Here is a 17,345-nt window from a genome sequence, read left to right as displayed (position 1 = left end):
TCATCAACTCAGCTTGGTGAGTTTTTGCTAGTTTGACAGTCTATTGAAATAGGATTATAATCAAGCTGTAGTAGTTTATTAGGAGGTTTGGATGGAAAATAAGGAATCGCATAAAGCGCAAGAAATAGGGGATTTGATTCGTACTTATAATCGCTCTAAAAGAGAAGAGGCTGAAAGTGAGTCGCTGAACCTTTATGTCGAAGACGAAAAGGGCAATCTCATGGCAGGCTTAGTAGCTGAGACTTTTGGAAATTGGTTGGAAATCGAATATTTGTTTGTGAAAGAGGAATTACGGGGACAAGGAATTGGTTCGAAACTATTGCAACAAGCTGAAAATGAAGCCAAGAATCGAAACTGTCGTTTTTCTTTCGTGAATACTTATCAGTTTCAAGCGCCAGATTTTTATCTAAGTCATGGCTACAAGGAAGTTTTTGCCTTGCAAGACTATCCCTACACAGGACAAAGATACTATTACCAAAAGGATTTGTGATCTAGACTTCTTTCTTTTGGAGAGGAGCTTAGCTAAGTAGCAAAAAATAACGAATACTCTTTATCATGTAAGATGATAGAGAGTTTTTTGTTAATAAAATCTTACAAAATGACATTTATATATTGCATTAAGTCAGATATATGGTATAATGTATTTGAGAAAAGAAGCGCAACTTTTTAAAAAATGTGAAGGAGGACGCTAGTGGCTAAAAATTTAAAATTAAAATTAGCTCGGGTAGAGCGTGATTTAACACAAGGGGATTTGGCAGAGGCTGTTGGTGTTACTAGGCAGACTATAGGCTTGATAGAAGCTGGGAAATACAATCCTAGTCTCTCCCTCTGCCAGTCTATTTGCAGATGCTTAGGCAAAACTTTAGATCAATTATTTTGGGAGGAAGAAGATGAAAAATAGATTTTTTTATTATCAATTATTAGACGAAAGAGAAGAACAACTGATGAATAAAGCGGGGGCTGAAAGTTTCTATATCTCTATAGCTTTCTTGCTTTTATCTTATATGATTGCAGTATTAGCACCAAGTCTTTTTAATCCGAGAATGATTCTCATCATTATCATTATTGGAACTTCTTACTTTTTCGGCCGTGCTCGAGATTTGGGTGTGAACTACTATAGTCGTTTTCATTTTACAATTTTAGGATGCCTGTTATTAACTCTAGTGATTACAGCTACCTTGATGCTACAAAACTACCAGTTCAATATCGAAATTTATCAGCACAATCCTCTGAACGTTAAATATTTGTCTGCTTGGGTTATTACTTATCTGATTTACCTTCCTTGGGTTTTTATCGGCAATCTCGGCCTTAAAAGTTATGGCGAATGGGCTCAGAAAAAGTTTGAGCAAGATATGGATGAGCTGGAGAGTGGAGAATAGCTTGTTAGCTTTTTATCAATCTCGGTAAAATGTGTTATAATAGTACTAATTTATCGGATGGTGTGAAAGTGGTAGAATACGTTCATACCCTTGTAAAGAAGGAAGAAGGAAAACAGATGTATCCAGATGATAGTTTGACATTGCACACGGACTTGTACCAGATCAACATGATGCAAGTTTACTTTGACCAAGGAATTCACAATAAAAAGGCGGTCTTTGAAGTTTATTTCCGTCAGCAACCTTTTCAGAACGGCTATGCGGTTTTTGCTGGTTTGGAAAGAATTGTACATTATCTTGAAGACTTACGCTTTTCAGATAGCGATATTGACTACTTGGAGTCGCTTGGCTATCATGGAGCGTTCTTAGATTACCTCCGCAATTTCAAGTTGGAGTTGACGGTTCGTTCTGCTCAGGAAGGGGACTTGGTCTTTGCGAATGAGCCGATTGTGCAGGTGGAAGGACCTCTAGCCCAATGTCAATTGGTCGAAACGGCTCTCTTAAACATCGTTAACTTTCAAACCTTGATAGCGACCAAGGCGGCTCGTATTCGTTCGGTCATTGAAGATGAGCCTTTGATGGAATTCGGGACACGTCGTGCGCAAGAAATGGATGCGGCTATCTGGGGAACACGCGCAGCCGTGATTGGTGGAGCCAACGGGACTAGCAATGTGCGAGCAGGGAAGCTCTTTGGTATTCCAGTATTGGGGACTCATGCTCATGCCTTGGTACAGGTTTATGGAAACGACTATGAAGCCTTCAAGGCTTATGCGTCAACCCATCGTGATTGTGTCTTTCTAGTAGATACATATGATACGCTTCGCATCGGTGTGCCAGCTGCCATTCAGGTTGCTCGTGAACTGGGAGACAAGATTAATTTTAAAGGCGTTCGTATCGACTCTGGGGATATTGCCTACATTTCCAAGAAAGTCCGTCAGCAACTGGATGAGGCTGGATACCCAGATGCCAAAATTTACGCTTCCAATGACCTCGATGAAAATACCATCCTTAACCTCAAAATGCAACACGCTAAGATTGACGTTTGGGGGGTGGGTACCAAGCTGATTACGGCCTATGATCAGCCTGCTCTTGGCGCAGTTTATAAGATTGTAGCTATCGAAGATGAAACTGGTAAGATGCGCAATACCATCAAGCTTTCAAGCAATGCTGAAAAAGTATCGACACCAGGTAAGAAGCAAGTATGGCGCATTACCAGTCGTGAAAAAGGCAAGTCAGAAGGTGACTACATCACCTATGATGGTGTGGATGTGAGCGGCATGACAGAAATCAAGATGTTCCATCCAACTTATACCTACATCAAAAAGACCGTTCGAAATTTTGATGCTGTTCCTCTCTTGGTGGATATTTTCAAAGCAGGAACATTAGTTTACAACTTGCCTAGTTTGACAGAAATTCAGGCCTATGCTCGCAAAGAATTTGACAAGCTTTGGGATGAGTATAAACGGGTTCTCAATCCACAACATTACCCAGTAGACTTGGCGCGTGATATTTGGCAAGATAAGATGGATTTGATTGACAAGATGCGCAAGGAAGCCCTTGGCGAAGGAGAAGAAGAATGAGTTTGCAAGAGACCATTATCCAGCAACTAGGGGTTAAACCAGTGATTGACGCCCAGGAGGAAATTCGTCGTTCCATTGACTTCTTAAAGAGATACTTGAAAAAACACCCCTTTCTTAAAAGTTTTGTACTGGGGATTTCTGGAGGACAGGACTCGACTTTAGCGGGGCGCTTGGCGCAATTAGCTATGGAAGAAATGCGAGCTGAGACAGGAGATGACAGCTACCAATTTATCGCTGTCCGCCTGCCCTATGGAGTGCAAGCTGATGAAGCGGATGCTCAAAAAGCTCTTGCTTTCATCCAACCAGATGTTAGCTTGGTTGTGAATATCAAGGAATCAGCTGATGCCATGGCAGCTGCAGTTGAAGCGACAGGAAGTCCTGTTTCAGACTTTAACAAGGGCAATATTAAAGCTCGTAGTCGTATGATTGCCCAATACGCCCTTGCGGGTGCCCATAGCGGAGCGGTCATTGGAACAGACCATGCTGCGGAAAATATCACAGGATTCTTTACTAAGTTTGGTGACGGTGGTGCAGACATTCTCCCTCTTTACCGCCTCAATAAACGCCAAGGAAAACAACTTTTGAAGGAACTTGGTGCAGACCCAGCACTTTATGAAAAAATCCCAACAGCAGATTTGGAAGAAGAAAAACCAGGTATTGCAGACGAAGTCGCACTTGGAGTCACTTACAATGAAATTGATGACTACCTCGAAGGCAAAACCATCAGTCCAGAAGCCCAAGCAACCATCGAAAACTGGTGGAACAAAGGCCAACACAAACGCCACTTACCAATCACCGTCTTTGATGACTTTTGGGAGTAAAAAGGTCCGGGGGACCTTTTTAGCCCGAGTCTAGAAACGGGAAAACGAGGAACCTCCAGTGGACCTTTTTACCCTGAGCTTAGAAATGAGAAAGCGAAGAAGGTCCAGTGGACCTTTTTAGCTTGAGCCTTAAGCTTAGAAAGCGAGGTAACATTATGAAAGCAATCGGTACGCAAATGTTACAGACAGAACGTTTAATCTTGAGAAGATTTGTGGAGAGTGATGCGGAAGCTATGTTTCAAAATTGGGCTTCATCTCCTGAGAATCTGACCTATGTAACCTGGGATCCTCATCCTGATGTTGAAGTGACTCGGAACTCGATTCGAAATTGGGTTGCATCCTATACTAATCCCAACTATTACAAATGGGCCATTTGTCTCAAAGAAAACCCAGAGCAAGTGATAGGAGATATCAGCATCGTAGAGATGAATGAGAAAGATTCAAGTTGTGAAATTGGCTATATTTTAGGAAAAAACTATTGGGGTCGTGGTATGATGACGGAGGCCTTGAAAGCTGTGTTAGACTTTTGTTTTACTCAAGCAGGCTTTCAAAAGGTCAGAGCTCGTTACGCCAGTCTTAACCCAGCTTCAGGCCGTGTGATGGAGAAAGCTGGAATGTCCTATCTAAAAACTATTGCCAATGGTGTGGAGAGAAAAGACTACGTTGCGGATCTTATTTATTACCAGATAAGTAGGGAAGACAGGTGATTTCTTTTCTGTTTCTATCAAAGTCAGACCTTGTCTGGCTTTTTTTGTGCCAGATTTCTGAATAAACTGATTAAATTCCTATTTTTCCCTATCATTGCCCCTGTTTTTTCTGGAGTTTTGGAGCTATAATAGTCCTATCAAATCAAAGAATGGAGGAAGGCAATGGACAATGTAATCTTTTTTATCAGTGTTTTTCTTGCTGGAATTCTTTCCTTCTTTTCTCCTTGTATTTTACCCTTGTTGCCTGTCTATGCGGGGGTCTTACTTGATGACAAAGATGGTTCTCAGGTTTCCAGCGGAAAATTTTCAATCTCAGTCGTTAGTCTATTGCGAACTCTGGCCTTTATAGCAGGGATTTCTTTTATCTTTATCTTACTGGGTTATGGAGCTGGTTTTTTAGGCAATTTGCTGTATGCTTCTTGGTTTCAGTATGTGACGGGTGCGGTTATCATTCTCTTGGGCTTGCACCAGATGGAAGTCTTACATTTCCAAGGACTTTACAAGGAAAGAAGGCTACAATTAAAGAGACAGGGGCAAAAGGGTAACGGCTATAGTCAGGCATTTTTACTGGGGTTAACCTTTAGTTTTGCTTGGACGCCATGTGTGGGGCCAGTTCTGGGCTCTGTTTTGGCCTTGGCGGCTTCAGGTGGTTCAGGAGCTTGGCAGGGTGCTGGTCTCATGTTGGTTTACACGCTGGGTTTGGCGCTACCATTTTTAGTTCTAGCTCTTGCCTCCAGCTATGTTTTGAAACATTTCCGAAAACTTCATCCCTACCTCGGGACCCTCAAAAAAGTGGGTGGTTTCCTCATTATCGTGATGGGAATCTTGGTGCTTTTGGGAAATGCTTCCATTTTGACTACATTATTTGAATAGAGAGGAAAAAGAAATGAAAAAATGGCAAACATGTCTCCTTGGAGTAGGCTCAATCTGTTGTTTGGCAGCCTGTTCGGCTAAAAACATGTCAGACGAATCAACTATGAAGGAGCAAACAAAAACAGAACAAGTCAATTCGCAAACTGCCACTAAAGGTCAGGCGGTTGCTGATTTTGAACTGATGGGAGTAGATGGCAAGACCTATCGTTTATCTGACTACAAAGGCAAGAAAGTCTATCTTAAATTCTGGGCTTCTTGGTGTTCTATTTGTCTGGCTAGTCTTCCATATACAGACGAAATCGCTAAAGAAGCTGGTGATGATTATGTGGTCTTGACGGTAGTGTCACCTGGACACAAGGGAGAACAAGCGGAAGCAGACTTTAAGAACTGGCACAAGGGATTGGATTATAAAAATTTACCAGTTCTAATTGATCCATCAGGCAAACTTTTGGAAAGTTATGGTGTTCGTTCTTACCCGACTCAAGCCTTTATAGATAAGGAAGGCAAGCTGGTCAAAACGCAACCAGGTTTTATGGATAAGGATATGATTTTAAAGACATTGAAAGAAATGGGGTAGAGAAAGGCTATGAATGATAAAGTAAAACTTTTTGTCTTGGCAGGGGTCATTCTCCTAGTCCTAACCGGTTTCTATTTTCTATTGATGCGAAATGCAGGGCAGACAGATAGCTCTCAAATTGAGAAAGCATCAGTTAGCCAAGGAGGAAAAACAGTGAAAAAAACAGAAGTGAGTAAAGACGCAGACTTGCACGAAATTTATCTAGCTGGAGGATGTTTCTGGGGAGTGGAGGAATACTTCTCACGCGTGCCTGGAGTAACCGATGCCGTTTCAGGCTATGCAAATGGTAGAGGGGAAACAACCAAGTACGAATTGATTAACCAAACAGGTCATGCGGAAACCGTACATGTCACCTACGACGCTAATCAAATTTCCCTCAAGGAAATCCTGCTTCATTACTTCCGCATTATCAATCCAACCAGCAAAAATAAACAAGGAAATGATGTGGGGACCCAGTATCGTACCGGTGTTTATTACACAGATGACAAGGATTTGGAAGTAATCAACCAAGTCTTTGATGAGGTGGCTAAGAAATACGACCAACCTCTGGCAGTTGAAAAGGAAAACTTGAAGAATTTTGTGGTGGCTGAGGACTATCACCAAGACTACCTCAAGAAAAATCCAAATGGCTACTGTCATATCAATGTCAATCAGGCTGCCTATCCCGTCATCGATGCCAGCAAATATCCTAAACCAAGTGATGAGGAATTGAAGAAGACCTTGTCAACTGAGGAGTATGCAGTTACCCAGAAAAATCAAACAGAACGAGCTTTTTCAAACCGTTACTGGGATAAATTTGAATCCGGTATCTATGTGGATGTGGCAACTGGTGAACCCCTCTTTTCATCAAAAGACAAGTTTGAGTCTGGTTGTGGCTGGCCTAGTTTCACCCAACCAATTAGTCCAGATGTTGTCACTTACAAGGAAGATAAGTCTTACAATATGACGCGCATGGAAGTGAGAAGCCGAGTTGGAGATTCTCACCTTGGCCATGTCTTTACAGATGGGCCTCAGGACAAGGGTGGCTTGCGCTACTGTATCAATAGTCTCTCTATCCGCTTTATTCCCAAAGATCAAATGGAAGAAAAAGGCTACGCTTATTTACTAGATTATGTCGATTAAGAGGGCTTTCCTAAGCAGTTAGAGGAGAATTTTGCTATACTGATACTAGTAAGTGGTAAAGGAGCGGAGCATGACCTACACAATCTTAATCGTAGAAGATGAGTATCTAGTAAGACAAGGTTTGACTAAGCTGGTTAATGTAGCGGCCTACGATATGGAAATCATCGGTCAGGCTGAAAATGGAAGGCAGGCTTGGGAATTGATTCAACAACAAGTGCCGGATATCATTTTAACCGATATCAACATGCCTCAGCTAAATGGCATCCAGTTGGCCAGTCTGGTACGAGAAACCTATCCACAGGTGCATTTGGTCTTTTTGACTGGTTACGATGATTTTGATTATGCCTTGTCTGCTGTCAAACTCGGTGTCGATGACTATCTGCTCAAGCCCTTTTCTCGTCAGGATATCGAGGAAATGTTGGGGAAAATCAAGCAAAAACTAGACAAGGAAGAAAAGGAAGAGCAGTTACAAGATTTACTGACCGATAAGTTTGAAGGAAACATAGCCCAGAAGATCCAGTCCCATCTAGCTGACAGCCAATTCAGTTTAAAGAGCTTGGCCAGTGACTTGGGTTTTAGTTCGACTTATCTGAGCTCCTTGATAAAGAAAGAGTTGGGCCTACCTTTTCAGGATTATTTGGTGCGAGAACGTGTCAAACTAGCCAAGCTTTTGCTCTTGACAACGGATTTAAAGATTTACCAGATAGCCGAAAAGGTTGGTTTTGAAGATATGAACTATTTTACTCAACGTTTTAAACAGATTGCAGGTGTGACACCTCGTCAGTTTAAGAAGGGAGAAGGCCGATGAAGCGTTCTTCTCTTTTAGTCAGAATGGTTATTTCCATCTTTCTGGTCTTTCTCATTCTCCTAGCTCTGGTTGGGACTTTATACTATCAATCGAGTTCATCAGCCATTGAGGCTACTATTGAGGGTAATAGCCAAACGACCATTAGCCAAACTAGCCACTTTATTCAGTCTTATATCAAAAAATTAGAAACCACCTCTACCAGTTTGACCCAGCAGAAGGATGTCCTAGCCTATGCTGAGAATCCTAACCAAGACCAAGTCAAGGGAATCCGAGATCTGTTTTTGACGATCTTAAAGGCAGACCAGGACTTGAAAACGGTGGTACTGGTCACCAAATCCGGTCAGGTTATTTCTACAGATGATAGTGTGCAGATGAAAACTTCCTCAGATATGATGGCTGAGGATTGGTACCAAAAGGCTATTCATCAGGGAGCTAAGCCAGTTTTGACACCAGCTCGTAAATCAGACAGTCAGTGGGTCATTTCTGTTACTCAGGAACTGGTTGATGCAGAGGGGGCAAATCTTGGAGTGCTTCGATTAGACATTTCTTACGAAACCTTGGAAGCCTATCTCAACCAACTCCAGTTAGGCCAGCAGGGTTTTGCCTTTATCATCAATGAAAATCATGAATTTGTCTACCATCCTAAACGTACTGTCTATAGCTCAGCGAGTGAAATGGAGGCCATGAAACCCTACATCGAGACGGGGCAGGGCTATACGCTAGACCATCAATCCTACGTTAGTCAGGAACAGATTGCAGGTACTGATTGGACGGTTATAGGCGTGTCTTCGTTGGAGGAGTTAGACCAGGTTCGGAGTCAACTCATGTGGACCTTGCTTGGTGCTAGTGCCTTATCTCTTCTTGCCTGTCTCTGCTTGGTGTGGTTCAGTCTCAAACGCTGGATTGCTCCTTTGAAGGACCTAAGAGAAACCATGCTGGAAATTGCTTCTGGTACACAAAATCTTCGAGCCAAAGAAGCTGGCGCCTATGAACTGAGAGAAGTGACTCGCCAGTTTAATGCTATGTTGGATCAAATTGATCAGTTGATGGCAGCTATTCGCAGGCAGGAAGAAGCAACCCGGCAGTATGAACTTCAAGCACTGTCGAGCCAGATTAACCCCCACTTTCTCTATAACACCTTGGACACTATCATCTGGATGGCTGAATTTCAGGATAGTCAGCGAGTGGTTCAGGTGACCAAGTCCTTGGCAACCTATTTCCGCTTGGCGCTCAATCAAGGAAAGGATTTGATTTCTCTTTCTGATGAAATCAATCATGTCCGCCAGTACCTCTTTATCCAGAAACAACGCTATGGTGATAAGCTGGAGTATGAGATTGCTGAAGATCCTGACTTTGATAATTTAGTCTTGCCTAAACTGGTGCTACAACCCCTTGTAGAAAATGCTCTTTATCATGGCATCAAGGAGAAAGATGGACAGGGACATATTAAAGTTTCCGTCCAGAAAAAGGATTCAAGGCTTGTCATCCGCATTGAGGATGATGGTGTTGGTTTCCAAGCTGCTGGCGATAGTAGTCAAAGTCAGCTCAAACGTGGAGGAGTTGGCCTTCAAAATGTCGACCAAAGACTCAAACTTCATTTTGGAGACAATTACCAGATGAAGATTAATTCTGCACCCGAAAAAGGGACGACAGTTGAAATATACCTCAATAAAATAGCAACCAGCTAACTCCCAGTCAATTCTGGGAGTTTTATGCGTAATTGGGCAAGCTTTCTAGGTTGTCTATCTTGCTAAAACGTAGAAAAAACGATATGATAGATAGTGACAAAAGAGGTATCAAGTATGAAGGAAAAAGACATTCAAAGAGCAACAAGCCAGATTGTAGAAGATGTAATAGACAAGGCCAATTTGAAGCAAGGAGCTATCTTTGTTTTGGGCCTTTCTTCTAGTGAGGTGATGGGTGGTCAGATTGGCAAGGAATCCAGCCAAGAAATTGGCGAAATCATTGTGAAGACCATCCTAGATATCCTAGAGAAAAAAGGAATTCATCTAGCCGTTCAAGGATGTGAACATGTCAATCGAGCCCTCGTCGTTGAACGTCAGGTGGCAGAGCAGTTTGGTCTTGAAATGGTCAGTGTCCTTCCTACCCTTCATGCAGGAGGTTCAGGTCAGTTGGCAGCCTTCAAGTTTATGAAGGATCCAGTTGAGGTTGAATTTATCAAGGCTCATGCTGGTTTGGATATCGGAGACACTGCGATTGGCATGCATGTCAAGCATGTTCAGGTTCCGATTCGCCCTCTTTTGAGAGAAATTGGGCATGCCCATGTAACGGCTCTTGCAAGTCGTCCCAAACTAATCGGAGGTGCGCGTGCGCATTATCCTGAAGACTTCATAAGAAAGTCATAAGTGTGCGGAGAATGATCCTAAGTTAGAGAGACATTTCAAGTATATAGAGGTTAAAGTGGAAAATTGTGTTTATATCATTTCGGGTCCCCCAGGTGTTGGAAAGAGCACTGTCAGCAAAGAGTTAGCCTATTCTTTTGACAAAAGTGCAGTTATAGAGGGGGATATGATTTACTTAATGATTAAAGGAGGACTCGTAGCTCCTTGGGAAGATGATGGATTTTACATGGATTTGTTCTGGGATAATATCATCAGTCTGACCAATAATTTCTTGGATCGTGGCATTACTGTTGTGATAGAGTATGTCATATTTGAAGAGCAACTGAAGAAAATTGCAGCCTTCTTAAAAGAAAAACGAATTAAGCTAAAATATTGTGTCCTAATGGCCAAAGAAGAAACCTTGAAAGATAGGGATTCTTCTCGAAAAGAAATTGAGAGAACAGGCGATTTATCAATCCAAGCAAGAAATGAATTCTTAGCTAAAAATAGTGAGAAACATCATTTTCTGTACACGGATGATTTAGATGTCAAAGAAACGGTAGGCATCATTAAAACTTCAAATCAATTTTTAATTTCTGAACAGTAAAAAACAGAGAGAGTGAGGGTATAGCAACCAAGACTCTCTCTGTTTTTGTTGAATTTTGTGTAAAGTGCTCCAAATAAGACCAGTTTTTACAAGAAGAAGGGGTGCTATCTGATGGAGAATTGCCAAAAAGTAGAAAAAAGAAACTTAGAGAAGCTTTTCCGTTATAGAAATCAGTAAACAAAGCTGGATTTAGCTGTTCTAGGTCGGCTTTTTTGTGCTATACTTAAGATATGCATAGAAAAACAGTGATTGATTTTAGGGCTTTGGGCGAGAGATACACCTTTACCCAGCCGATCAAAGAGTTAAAAACGAGAGATTTAGCAGAAGTGACGGACCTGCTGGCACAAGTGGAAAGCTACCAAGAGCAAGGCTATTATGTCGTGGGCTATGTTAGCTATGAGGCTGCACCTGCTTTTGAGAAAAAACTAGCAGTTCACAAACTTCCTCTACTGGGCGAATATTTGCTTTACTTTACCGTTCACGATAGGGTGGAAACATCCCCTATTCCTCTGACTTATGAGGAAGTAGATTTGCCTTCAAAGTGGCGGGAACAAACATCTGCAGAGGACTATGAAAAAGCTATTTCCCAGATTCACCATCATTTGCGTCAGGGGGACACCTACCAGGTAAATTACACTGTCCAACTCAAGCAAGACTTGAGTGTCAATCCTTTTGCCATTTACAATCGTATGGTGGTAGAGCAGGAGGCTGGATATAATGCCTATGTTGAACATGATGAGATGGCAGTGATTTCCATGAGCCCAGAGCTCTTTTTTGAGCAAAATGACTGTGAGTTGACAACGCGACCAATGAAGGGAACAACCCAGCGTGGGGTGACTGACCAAGAAGACCTTGCCCAAGCTAGTTGGCTAGAACAAGATCCTAAAAATCGCTCTGAAAATATGATGATTGTGGACCTCTTGCGCAATGACATGAACCGTATTTCTAAGGTGGGGAGTGAGCATGTAGAACGTCTGTGTCAAGTGGAGCAGTATTCAACTGTTTGGCAGATGACTTCAACCATCAAGAGTCAGTTACGACCGGATGTTGACCTAGTTGAAATCTTCCGTTCGCTCTTTCCATGCGGTTCCATAACGGGAGCACCGAAAATTGCGACCATGGAAATCATCAAGAACTTGGAGCCCCAACCCAGAGGAGTCTACTGCGGAACGATTGGTCTCTTGCTTCCAAATGGACGACGGATTTTCAATGTCGCCATTCGTACCATTCAACTCTATATGGGCCAAGCTATCTATGGAGTTGGAGGCGGGATTACTTGGGATAGTACTTGGGAGTCTGAATACCGTGAAGTTCATCAAAAGGCGGCTGTTCTCTATCGTAAACAAGTACGTTTCCAATTGATTACAACTGGGAAAATCAGCCAAAAACAACTGCTTTTTGAAGATCAACATCTGGAAAGACTGACAAAGGCAAGTCGTTATTTTGCCTTTCCTTTTGATCCAGAAAACCTGAGACAAAAGATAGAGGAAGAATGTCAAGCTTGTGATTCCCACCAAGACTACCGTTTGCGAATTAGTCTCAGCAAATCTGGAGAGATGGAACTCAGTCCCCAAATATTGGAACCTCTTAGTCCGACCTTCTGCAAAGCCAAACTTTGTCTGCAAGAAGCTGATTTGCAAACGCCATTTACCTACTTCAAAACCACTCACAGACCGCACTTGAGCTTAGGGGAACAGGAAATCATTTACCATAATGTGGCAGGAGAGCTATTAGAAACCTCTATCGGGAATCTAGTTCTGAAAATTGCTGGAAAACTTTACACACCGCCTACCAGTCTAGGAATTTTGCCAGGAATTTATCGTCAGCATTTGCTGGAAAGAGGACAGGTAGAGGAAAAAGTCTTGACTGTGCAAGACTTGGACCAAGCGGAAACTATCTATGGCTGTAATGCAGTCAGAGGCTTGTATGAGTTGGAAGTGATATAACTATAGATTTTCAATTAAGTTTTAAATTTATTTGTGAATATTTAATATTTGATTTGAAAGAAAAATTAAGCATATGGTATACTATAGGTATAAATCATTAAAAACAACGGAGATTTTTATGAAAAAATCAAAAAAAATTTTAGTAACCAGCTTAGCAACTGCAACACTGGGACTTATTTCATTTGCGGATACAACTGGAGACTTTCCTTTTTCGGCTCAGCATGTTTCTGCTCAAGAAAAGGATGCATCTAAAAATGGTAAGGTTGTAAAAGAGAATACAACTTCGGCGTCAAATCCTGCTGAGAAATCAAAAACACCAGCGCAAAATCCTGCTGAGAAACCGAAAACGCCAGCGCAAAATCCTGCTGAGAAACAAAAAACACCAGCACCGAAACCAGAACCAAAACCAGCGCCGAAACCCGCTGAGAAACCGAAAACGCCAGCTCAAAAACCTGCTGAGAAACCTAAAAATACAAGTCCTAAAGAGGATAAGTCCAAATCTACAGCTCAGTCTGGTTGGGTAGGCTCATCGTACTATGAAAATGGTACTAAAGTTACTAATAAGTGGATTTTTGATAAAAAAGCTAATTCTTATTTCTATCTAAATGCTTCGGGAAACTATGTCCAAAATGCTTGGGTAGGCAATTACTATCTTAAATCAGATGGTAAAATGGCTAAGAGTGAATGGATTTATGATAAAAACTATGGATCCTATTATTATCTAACCGCAGAAGGTAGCTACGCTCGAAACGCATGGGTAGGTAATTACTATCTAAAATCAGACGGGAAAAGAGCTAAAAATGAATGGATTTATGACAATAACTATGGATCATACTATTATTTAACAGGAGAAGGCAGCTACGCTCGCAACACATGGGTAGGCAATTACTATCTTAAATCAGATGGTAAGATGGCTAAAGCTGAGTGGATTTATGACAAAAACTATGGATCCTATTATTATCTAACCGCAGAAGGTAGCTACGCTCGCAACAAATGGGTAGGTAATTACTATCTAAAATCAGACGGTAAGATGGCCAAAAATGAATGGGTAGATGGTGGTCGTTATTATGTAGGAGACGATGGTGTGTGGCAACCAAAACCAGCGCCAAAGCCAGCACCAAAACCAGCTGAGAAACCGAAAACGCCAGCTCAAAAACCTGCTGAGAAACCGAAAACACCAGCACCGAAACCAGCACCGAAACCCGCTGAGAAACCGAAAACACCAGCACAAAAACCTGCTGAGAAACCAAAAACACCAGCACCAAAACCGGCTGAAAAAGCTAAAGAAACAACTCCTAAACAGGATAAATCACAATCTAAAGTTCAGTCTGGCTGGGTAGGAAATTACTACCTCAAATCAGATGGAAAGAGAGCTAAAAATGAATGGGTAGATGGTGGTCGTTATTATGTTGATTCTGATGGAAAAATGGTTAAAAGTGACTGGATTTATGATAAAAACTATGATTCATATTATTATCTAACAGCAGAAGGAAGCTCTGCTCGCAATAAATGGGTAGGTAAATATTATCTCAAATCAGATGGAAAGATGGCCAAGAATGAATGGGTAGATGGTGGCCGTTACTATGTCGATTCTGATGGTTATATGGTGACGAATAAATGGGTAGATGGTGGCCGTTACTATGTAGGATACGATGGTGTGCGGCAACCAAAACCGGCAGATGGGAACCCGTACAATGCTGCTTTAAGTAAAGCGAAAAGCTATAATTCGTCTGTACATATGTCAAAAAAAGCTCTCTATGACCAATTAACGTGGCATGGTTTTTCAAGTTCAGCAGTGCAGTATGCCATCGATCACTTGAATGCAGATTACAAAGCAAATGCCTTAATTCAAGCGAGAAAGTATACCGATTTATCGAAGACAAAAATTTATGAGAGGCTAACTTCTCCTTGGATTGGACAATTTACAAAAGAAGAAGCAAACTATGCCATTCAAAAACTAGATTTAACACCAGAAGGAAGCATTGCCCGCAATAAATGGGTAGGATACTATTATTATAAATCAGATGGAAAGATGGCCAAGAATGAATGGGTAGATGGTGGCCGTTACTATGTGGGATCAGATGGTGAAATGGCTAGGGGCAAATGGGTAGATGGTGGTCGTTACTATGTAGGATACGATGGTGTGTGGCAACCAAAACCGGCAGATGGGAACCCGTACAATGCTGCTTTAAGTAAAGCGAAAAGCTATAATTCGTCAGCTCTCTATGACCAATTAACGTGGCATGGTTTTTCAAGTTCAGCAGTGCAGTATGCCATCGATCACTTGAATGCAGATTACAAAGCAAATGCCTTAATTCGAGCAAGAGAATACCGAAAGAAGACCAATTTATCAAAGACAAAAATTTATGAGAGGCTAACTTCTCCTTGGAATGGACAATTTACAAAAGAAGAAGCCAACTACGCCATTCAAAAACTAGGTGATAAATAGTTATTAATTGTTATATGTAACTTTTATCATGCAAAGCTTTGCATAGTAAAAATCTTTTTGTTATACTATATCTGTAAGCATTTTCAATTAAAAAGGAGAAGACGATGAGTCAAAAGATTATTGGGATTGACCTTGGTGGTACATCTATCAAGTTTGCAATTTTAACTCAAGAGGGAGAAATCCAAGAAAAATGGTCTATTAAGACCAATATTTTGGACGAAGGAAGCCATATTGTAGATGATATGATTGAGTCTATTCAGCATCGTTTGGACTTGCTTGGATTGTCAGCTACGGATTTCCGAGGGATTGGAATGGGATCACCTGGTGTGGTTGACCGTGAAAAAGGGACTGTTATCGGTGCCTACAACCTCAACTGGAAAACCCTTCAACCGATTAAAGAAAAGATTGAAAAAGCCTTGGGGATTCCATTCTTCATCGATAATGATGCTAATGTAGCTTCTCTTGGTGAGCGTTGGATGGGTGCTGGTGACAACCAACCGGACGTTGTCTTTATGACACTTGGTACCGGTGTTGGTGGCGGTATCGTCGCAGAAGGAAAACTGCTCCACGGTGTTGCTGGTGCGGCAGGTGAGCTTGGCCACATCACTGTTGACTTTGACCAACCAATCGCATGTACCTGTGGTAAAAAAGGCTGTCTTGAGACAGTTGCTTCAGCAACAGGGATTGTTAACTTGACTCGTCGCTATGCAGATGAATACGAAGGCGATGCAGCCTTGAAACGCTTGATTGACGACGGTGAAGAAGTAACTGCTAAAACTGTCTTTGACCTTGCAAAAGAAGGGGATGACCTTGCCTTGATCGTTTACCGAAACTTCTCACGTTACTTGGGAATCGCTTGTGCTAACATCGGTTCAATCCTCAACCCTTCAACAATCGTTATCGGTGGTGGGGTGTCAGCTGCGGGAGAATTCCTTCTACAAGGTGTTCAAAAGGTTTATGACGAAAATACCTTCCCACAAGTACGCACATCTACAAAATTGGCTCTTGCAACTCTAGGAAATGACGCTGGAGTAATCGGAGCAGCATCACTTGTATTGCAATAAGATCATAAAAGGAGAAAAACACTACTTTAAAGCCAGTGATTTTCCTCCTTTCTTTTTTTATGCTATACTAGTTAGGACAATAAATGAGGTGAGAGTAAATGACAAAAGCTGATACGATTTTTAAAGAAAATATTGAACGAATCCTCAAAGACGGTGTCTTTTCTGAGCAGGCTCGTCCCAAGTACAAAGATGGAACTATTGCCAATTCTAAGTATGTGACTGGTGCTTTTGCAGAGTATGACTTGGCAAAAGGGGAATTTCCCATCACAACCCTACGTCCCATTGCAATCAAATCTGCCATCAAGGAAGTGCTCTGGATTTACCAAGACCAGTCTAATAGCCTAGAAGTGCTGAATAGCAAGTACAATGTTCACTACTGGAATGACTGGGAAGTAGGAGATACGGGAACCATTGGTGAGCGCTATGGGGCAGTTGTTAAGAAACACGATATCATTAATAAGATTCTCAAGCAGTTGGAAGCCAATCCTTGGAATCGTCGCAATATCATCTCACTATGGGATTACCAAGCATTTGAGGAGACGGACGGCCTCCTTCCATGTGCCTTTCAGACCATGTTTGATGTCCGTCGAGTAGATGGAGAAATTTATCTAGATGCGACTTTGACCCAGCGCTCTAATGACATGCTAGTGGCCCACCACATCAATGCCATGCAGTACGTAGCTCTTCAAATGATGATTGCCAAGCATTTCGGCTGGAAGGTTGGGAAGTTTTTCTATTTTATCAACAATCTCCATATCTATGATAATCAGTTTGAACAAGCAGAGGAATTGCTTCGTCGTGAACCGTCAAATTGCCAACCACGCTTGGTTTTAAATGTTCCTGATGGGACCAATTTCTTTGATATCAAAGCGGAGGACTTTGAGTTGGTTGACTATGATCCAGTTAAGCCACAGCTGAAGTTTGACCTAGCTATTTAATACTCTTCGAAAATCTCTTCAAACCACGTCAGCGTCGCCTTACCGTAGATATATGTAACTAACTTCGTCAGTCTTATCTACAACCTCAAAGCAGTGCTTTGAGCAACCTGCGGCTAGCTTTCTAGTTTGCTCTCT

General features: G+C 41.8%; 17 protein-coding genes. All 17 read left to right on the top strand.

The features are described 5' to 3' along the window. Positions 1-91 precede the first annotated feature (91 nt). The 17 genes from HMPREF1115_RS11270 to HMPREF1115_RS11190 all read left to right on the top strand — a co-directional run bounded on the left by HMPREF1115_RS11270 (position 92) and on the right by HMPREF1115_RS11190 (position 17,210). Entirely contained in the window at positions 92-490 is a 399-nt protein-coding gene (locus HMPREF1115_RS11270; protein ID WP_000428146.1) for a GNAT family N-acetyltransferase, read from the top strand. Positions 491-691: 201 nt separating this feature from the next. Next, positions 692-901: a helix-turn-helix transcriptional regulator gene (locus tag HMPREF1115_RS11265; protein WP_001107502.1), complete on the top strand. Its 210-nt coding sequence runs from the start codon at positions 692-694 to the stop codon at positions 899-901. Beyond that, positions 891-1,379, top strand: coding sequence for a DUF6773 family protein (locus tag HMPREF1115_RS11260; RefSeq protein WP_000797156.1), 489 nt, complete (start codon positions 891-893; stop codon positions 1,377-1,379). Before HMPREF1115_RS11265 ends, HMPREF1115_RS11260 begins: the two co-directional genes overlap by 11 nt. A 116-nt stretch (positions 1,380-1,495) precedes the next feature. After that, complete coding sequence (locus tag HMPREF1115_RS11255) at positions 1,496-2,956, top strand: nicotinate phosphoribosyltransferase (RefSeq protein WP_002882742.1); 1,461 nt, start codon at positions 1,496-1,498, stop codon at positions 2,954-2,956. After that, positions 2,953-3,777 carry an ammonia-dependent NAD(+) synthetase gene (gene nadE / locus HMPREF1115_RS11250; RefSeq protein WP_000058054.1) on the top strand — a complete coding sequence of 275 codons (825 nt, stop codon included), beginning with the start codon at positions 2,953-2,955 and terminating at the stop codon, positions 3,775-3,777. The genes HMPREF1115_RS11255 and nadE overlap by 4 nt, the downstream gene beginning before the upstream one ends. Positions 3,778-3,932: 155 nt before the next feature. Beyond that, positions 3,933-4,484 (top strand): GNAT family N-acetyltransferase, encoded by a 552-nt coding sequence (locus tag HMPREF1115_RS11245; RefSeq protein ID WP_002882760.1) that lies wholly within the window; start codon positions 3,933-3,935, stop codon positions 4,482-4,484. A 162-nt stretch (positions 4,485-4,646) separates the two neighbouring features. Further along, complete coding sequence (ccdA2, locus tag HMPREF1115_RS11240; RefSeq protein WP_000370905.1) at positions 4,647-5,357, top strand: thiol-disulfide oxidoreductase-associated membrane protein CcdA2; 711 nt, start codon at positions 4,647-4,649, stop codon at positions 5,355-5,357. Between the two features lie 13 nt (positions 5,358-5,370). Beyond that, positions 5,371-5,934: a redoxin family protein gene (locus HMPREF1115_RS11235; protein ID WP_000759259.1), complete on the top strand. Its 564-nt coding sequence runs from the start codon at positions 5,371-5,373 to the stop codon at positions 5,932-5,934. A 9-nt stretch (positions 5,935-5,943) separates the two neighbouring features. After that, positions 5,944-7,056, top strand: coding sequence for a peptide-methionine (R)-S-oxide reductase MsrB (msrB, locus tag HMPREF1115_RS11230; protein WP_000998590.1), 1,113 nt, complete (start codon positions 5,944-5,946; stop codon positions 7,054-7,056). Positions 7,057-7,126: 70 nt separating this feature from the next. Next, positions 7,127-7,864 (top strand): response regulator transcription factor, encoded by a 738-nt coding sequence (locus tag HMPREF1115_RS11225; protein ID WP_000222634.1) that lies wholly within the window; start codon positions 7,127-7,129, stop codon positions 7,862-7,864. Beyond that, complete coding sequence (locus HMPREF1115_RS11220; RefSeq protein ID WP_000831094.1) at positions 7,861-9,552, top strand: cache domain-containing sensor histidine kinase; 1,692 nt, start codon at positions 7,861-7,863, stop codon at positions 9,550-9,552. The genes HMPREF1115_RS11225 and HMPREF1115_RS11220 overlap by 4 nt, the downstream gene beginning before the upstream one ends. A 114-nt stretch (positions 9,553-9,666) precedes the next feature. Then, positions 9,667-10,230, top strand: coding sequence for a TIGR01440 family protein (locus tag HMPREF1115_RS11215; RefSeq protein ID WP_000659501.1), 564 nt, complete (start codon positions 9,667-9,669; stop codon positions 10,228-10,230). Positions 10,231-10,285: 55 nt separating this feature from the next. Further along, entirely contained in the window at positions 10,286-10,813 is a 528-nt protein-coding gene (locus HMPREF1115_RS11210; protein ID WP_000426560.1) for an AAA family ATPase, read from the top strand. Positions 10,814-11,043: 230 nt separating this feature from the next. Then, positions 11,044-12,759, top strand: coding sequence for an aminodeoxychorismate synthase component I (gene pabB, locus HMPREF1115_RS11205; RefSeq protein ID WP_002882769.1), 1,716 nt, complete (start codon positions 11,044-11,046; stop codon positions 12,757-12,759). 118 nt (positions 12,760-12,877) lie between these two features. Beyond that, positions 12,878-15,208, top strand: coding sequence for an Ltp family lipoprotein (locus HMPREF1115_RS11200; RefSeq protein WP_000748600.1), 2,331 nt, complete (start codon positions 12,878-12,880; stop codon positions 15,206-15,208). A 104-nt stretch (positions 15,209-15,312) separates the two neighbouring features. Continuing rightward, positions 15,313-16,272, top strand: a complete 960-nt coding sequence (locus HMPREF1115_RS11195) for an ROK family glucokinase (RefSeq protein ID WP_000078553.1) — start codon at positions 15,313-15,315, stop codon at positions 16,270-16,272. Between the two features lie 98 nt (positions 16,273-16,370). Beyond that, positions 16,371-17,210, top strand: coding sequence for a thymidylate synthase (locus HMPREF1115_RS11190; RefSeq protein WP_000158604.1), 840 nt, complete (start codon positions 16,371-16,373; stop codon positions 17,208-17,210). Positions 17,211-17,345 lie beyond the last annotated feature (135 nt).

It is taken from the genome of Streptococcus oralis SK610 (assembly GCF_000257455.1).
Classification (GTDB): Bacteria; Bacillota; Bacilli; order Lactobacillales; family Streptococcaceae; genus Streptococcus; species Streptococcus oralis_CB.
The sequence above is the reverse complement of the archived record's forward strand: the minus strand, read 5'-3'. Positions and strand labels throughout refer to the sequence as shown.

Bases quoted from the DNA above. Each gene is read 5' to 3' on its own strand.
- nadE (WP_000058054.1), top strand. From the start codon at position 2,953: ATGAGTTTGCAAGAGACCATTATCCAGCAACTAGGGGTTAAACCAGTG.
- HMPREF1115_RS11200 (WP_000748600.1), top strand. From the start codon at position 12,878: ATGAAAAAATCAAAAAAAATTTTAGTAACCAGCTTAGCAACTGCAACA.
- msrB (WP_000998590.1), top strand. From the start codon at position 5,944: ATGAATGATAAAGTAAAACTTTTTGTCTTGGCAGGGGTCATTCTCCTA.
- HMPREF1115_RS11190 (WP_000158604.1), top strand. From the start codon at position 16,371: ATGACAAAAGCTGATACGATTTTTAAAGAAAATATTGAACGAATCCTC.
- ccdA2 (WP_000370905.1), top strand. From the start codon at position 4,647: ATGGACAATGTAATCTTTTTTATCAGTGTTTTTCTTGCTGGAATTCTT.
- HMPREF1115_RS11245 (WP_002882760.1), top strand. From the start codon at position 3,933: ATGAAAGCAATCGGTACGCAAATGTTACAGACAGAACGTTTAATCTTG.
- HMPREF1115_RS11235 (WP_000759259.1), top strand. From the start codon at position 5,371: ATGAAAAAATGGCAAACATGTCTCCTTGGAGTAGGCTCAATCTGTTGT.
- HMPREF1115_RS11215 (WP_000659501.1), top strand. From the start codon at position 9,667: ATGAAGGAAAAAGACATTCAAAGAGCAACAAGCCAGATTGTAGAAGAT.
- HMPREF1115_RS11255 (WP_002882742.1), top strand. From the start codon at position 1,496: ATGTATCCAGATGATAGTTTGACATTGCACACGGACTTGTACCAGATC.
- pabB (WP_002882769.1), top strand. From the start codon at position 11,044: ATGCATAGAAAAACAGTGATTGATTTTAGGGCTTTGGGCGAGAGATAC.
- HMPREF1115_RS11220 (WP_000831094.1), top strand. From the start codon at position 7,861: ATGAAGCGTTCTTCTCTTTTAGTCAGAATGGTTATTTCCATCTTTCTG.
- HMPREF1115_RS11270 (WP_000428146.1), top strand. From the start codon at position 92: ATGGAAAATAAGGAATCGCATAAAGCGCAAGAAATAGGGGATTTGATT.
- HMPREF1115_RS11195 (WP_000078553.1), top strand. From the start codon at position 15,313: ATGAGTCAAAAGATTATTGGGATTGACCTTGGTGGTACATCTATCAAG.
- HMPREF1115_RS11225 (WP_000222634.1), top strand. From the start codon at position 7,127: ATGACCTACACAATCTTAATCGTAGAAGATGAGTATCTAGTAAGACAA.
- HMPREF1115_RS11260 (WP_000797156.1), top strand. From the start codon at position 891: ATGAAAAATAGATTTTTTTATTATCAATTATTAGACGAAAGAGAAGAA.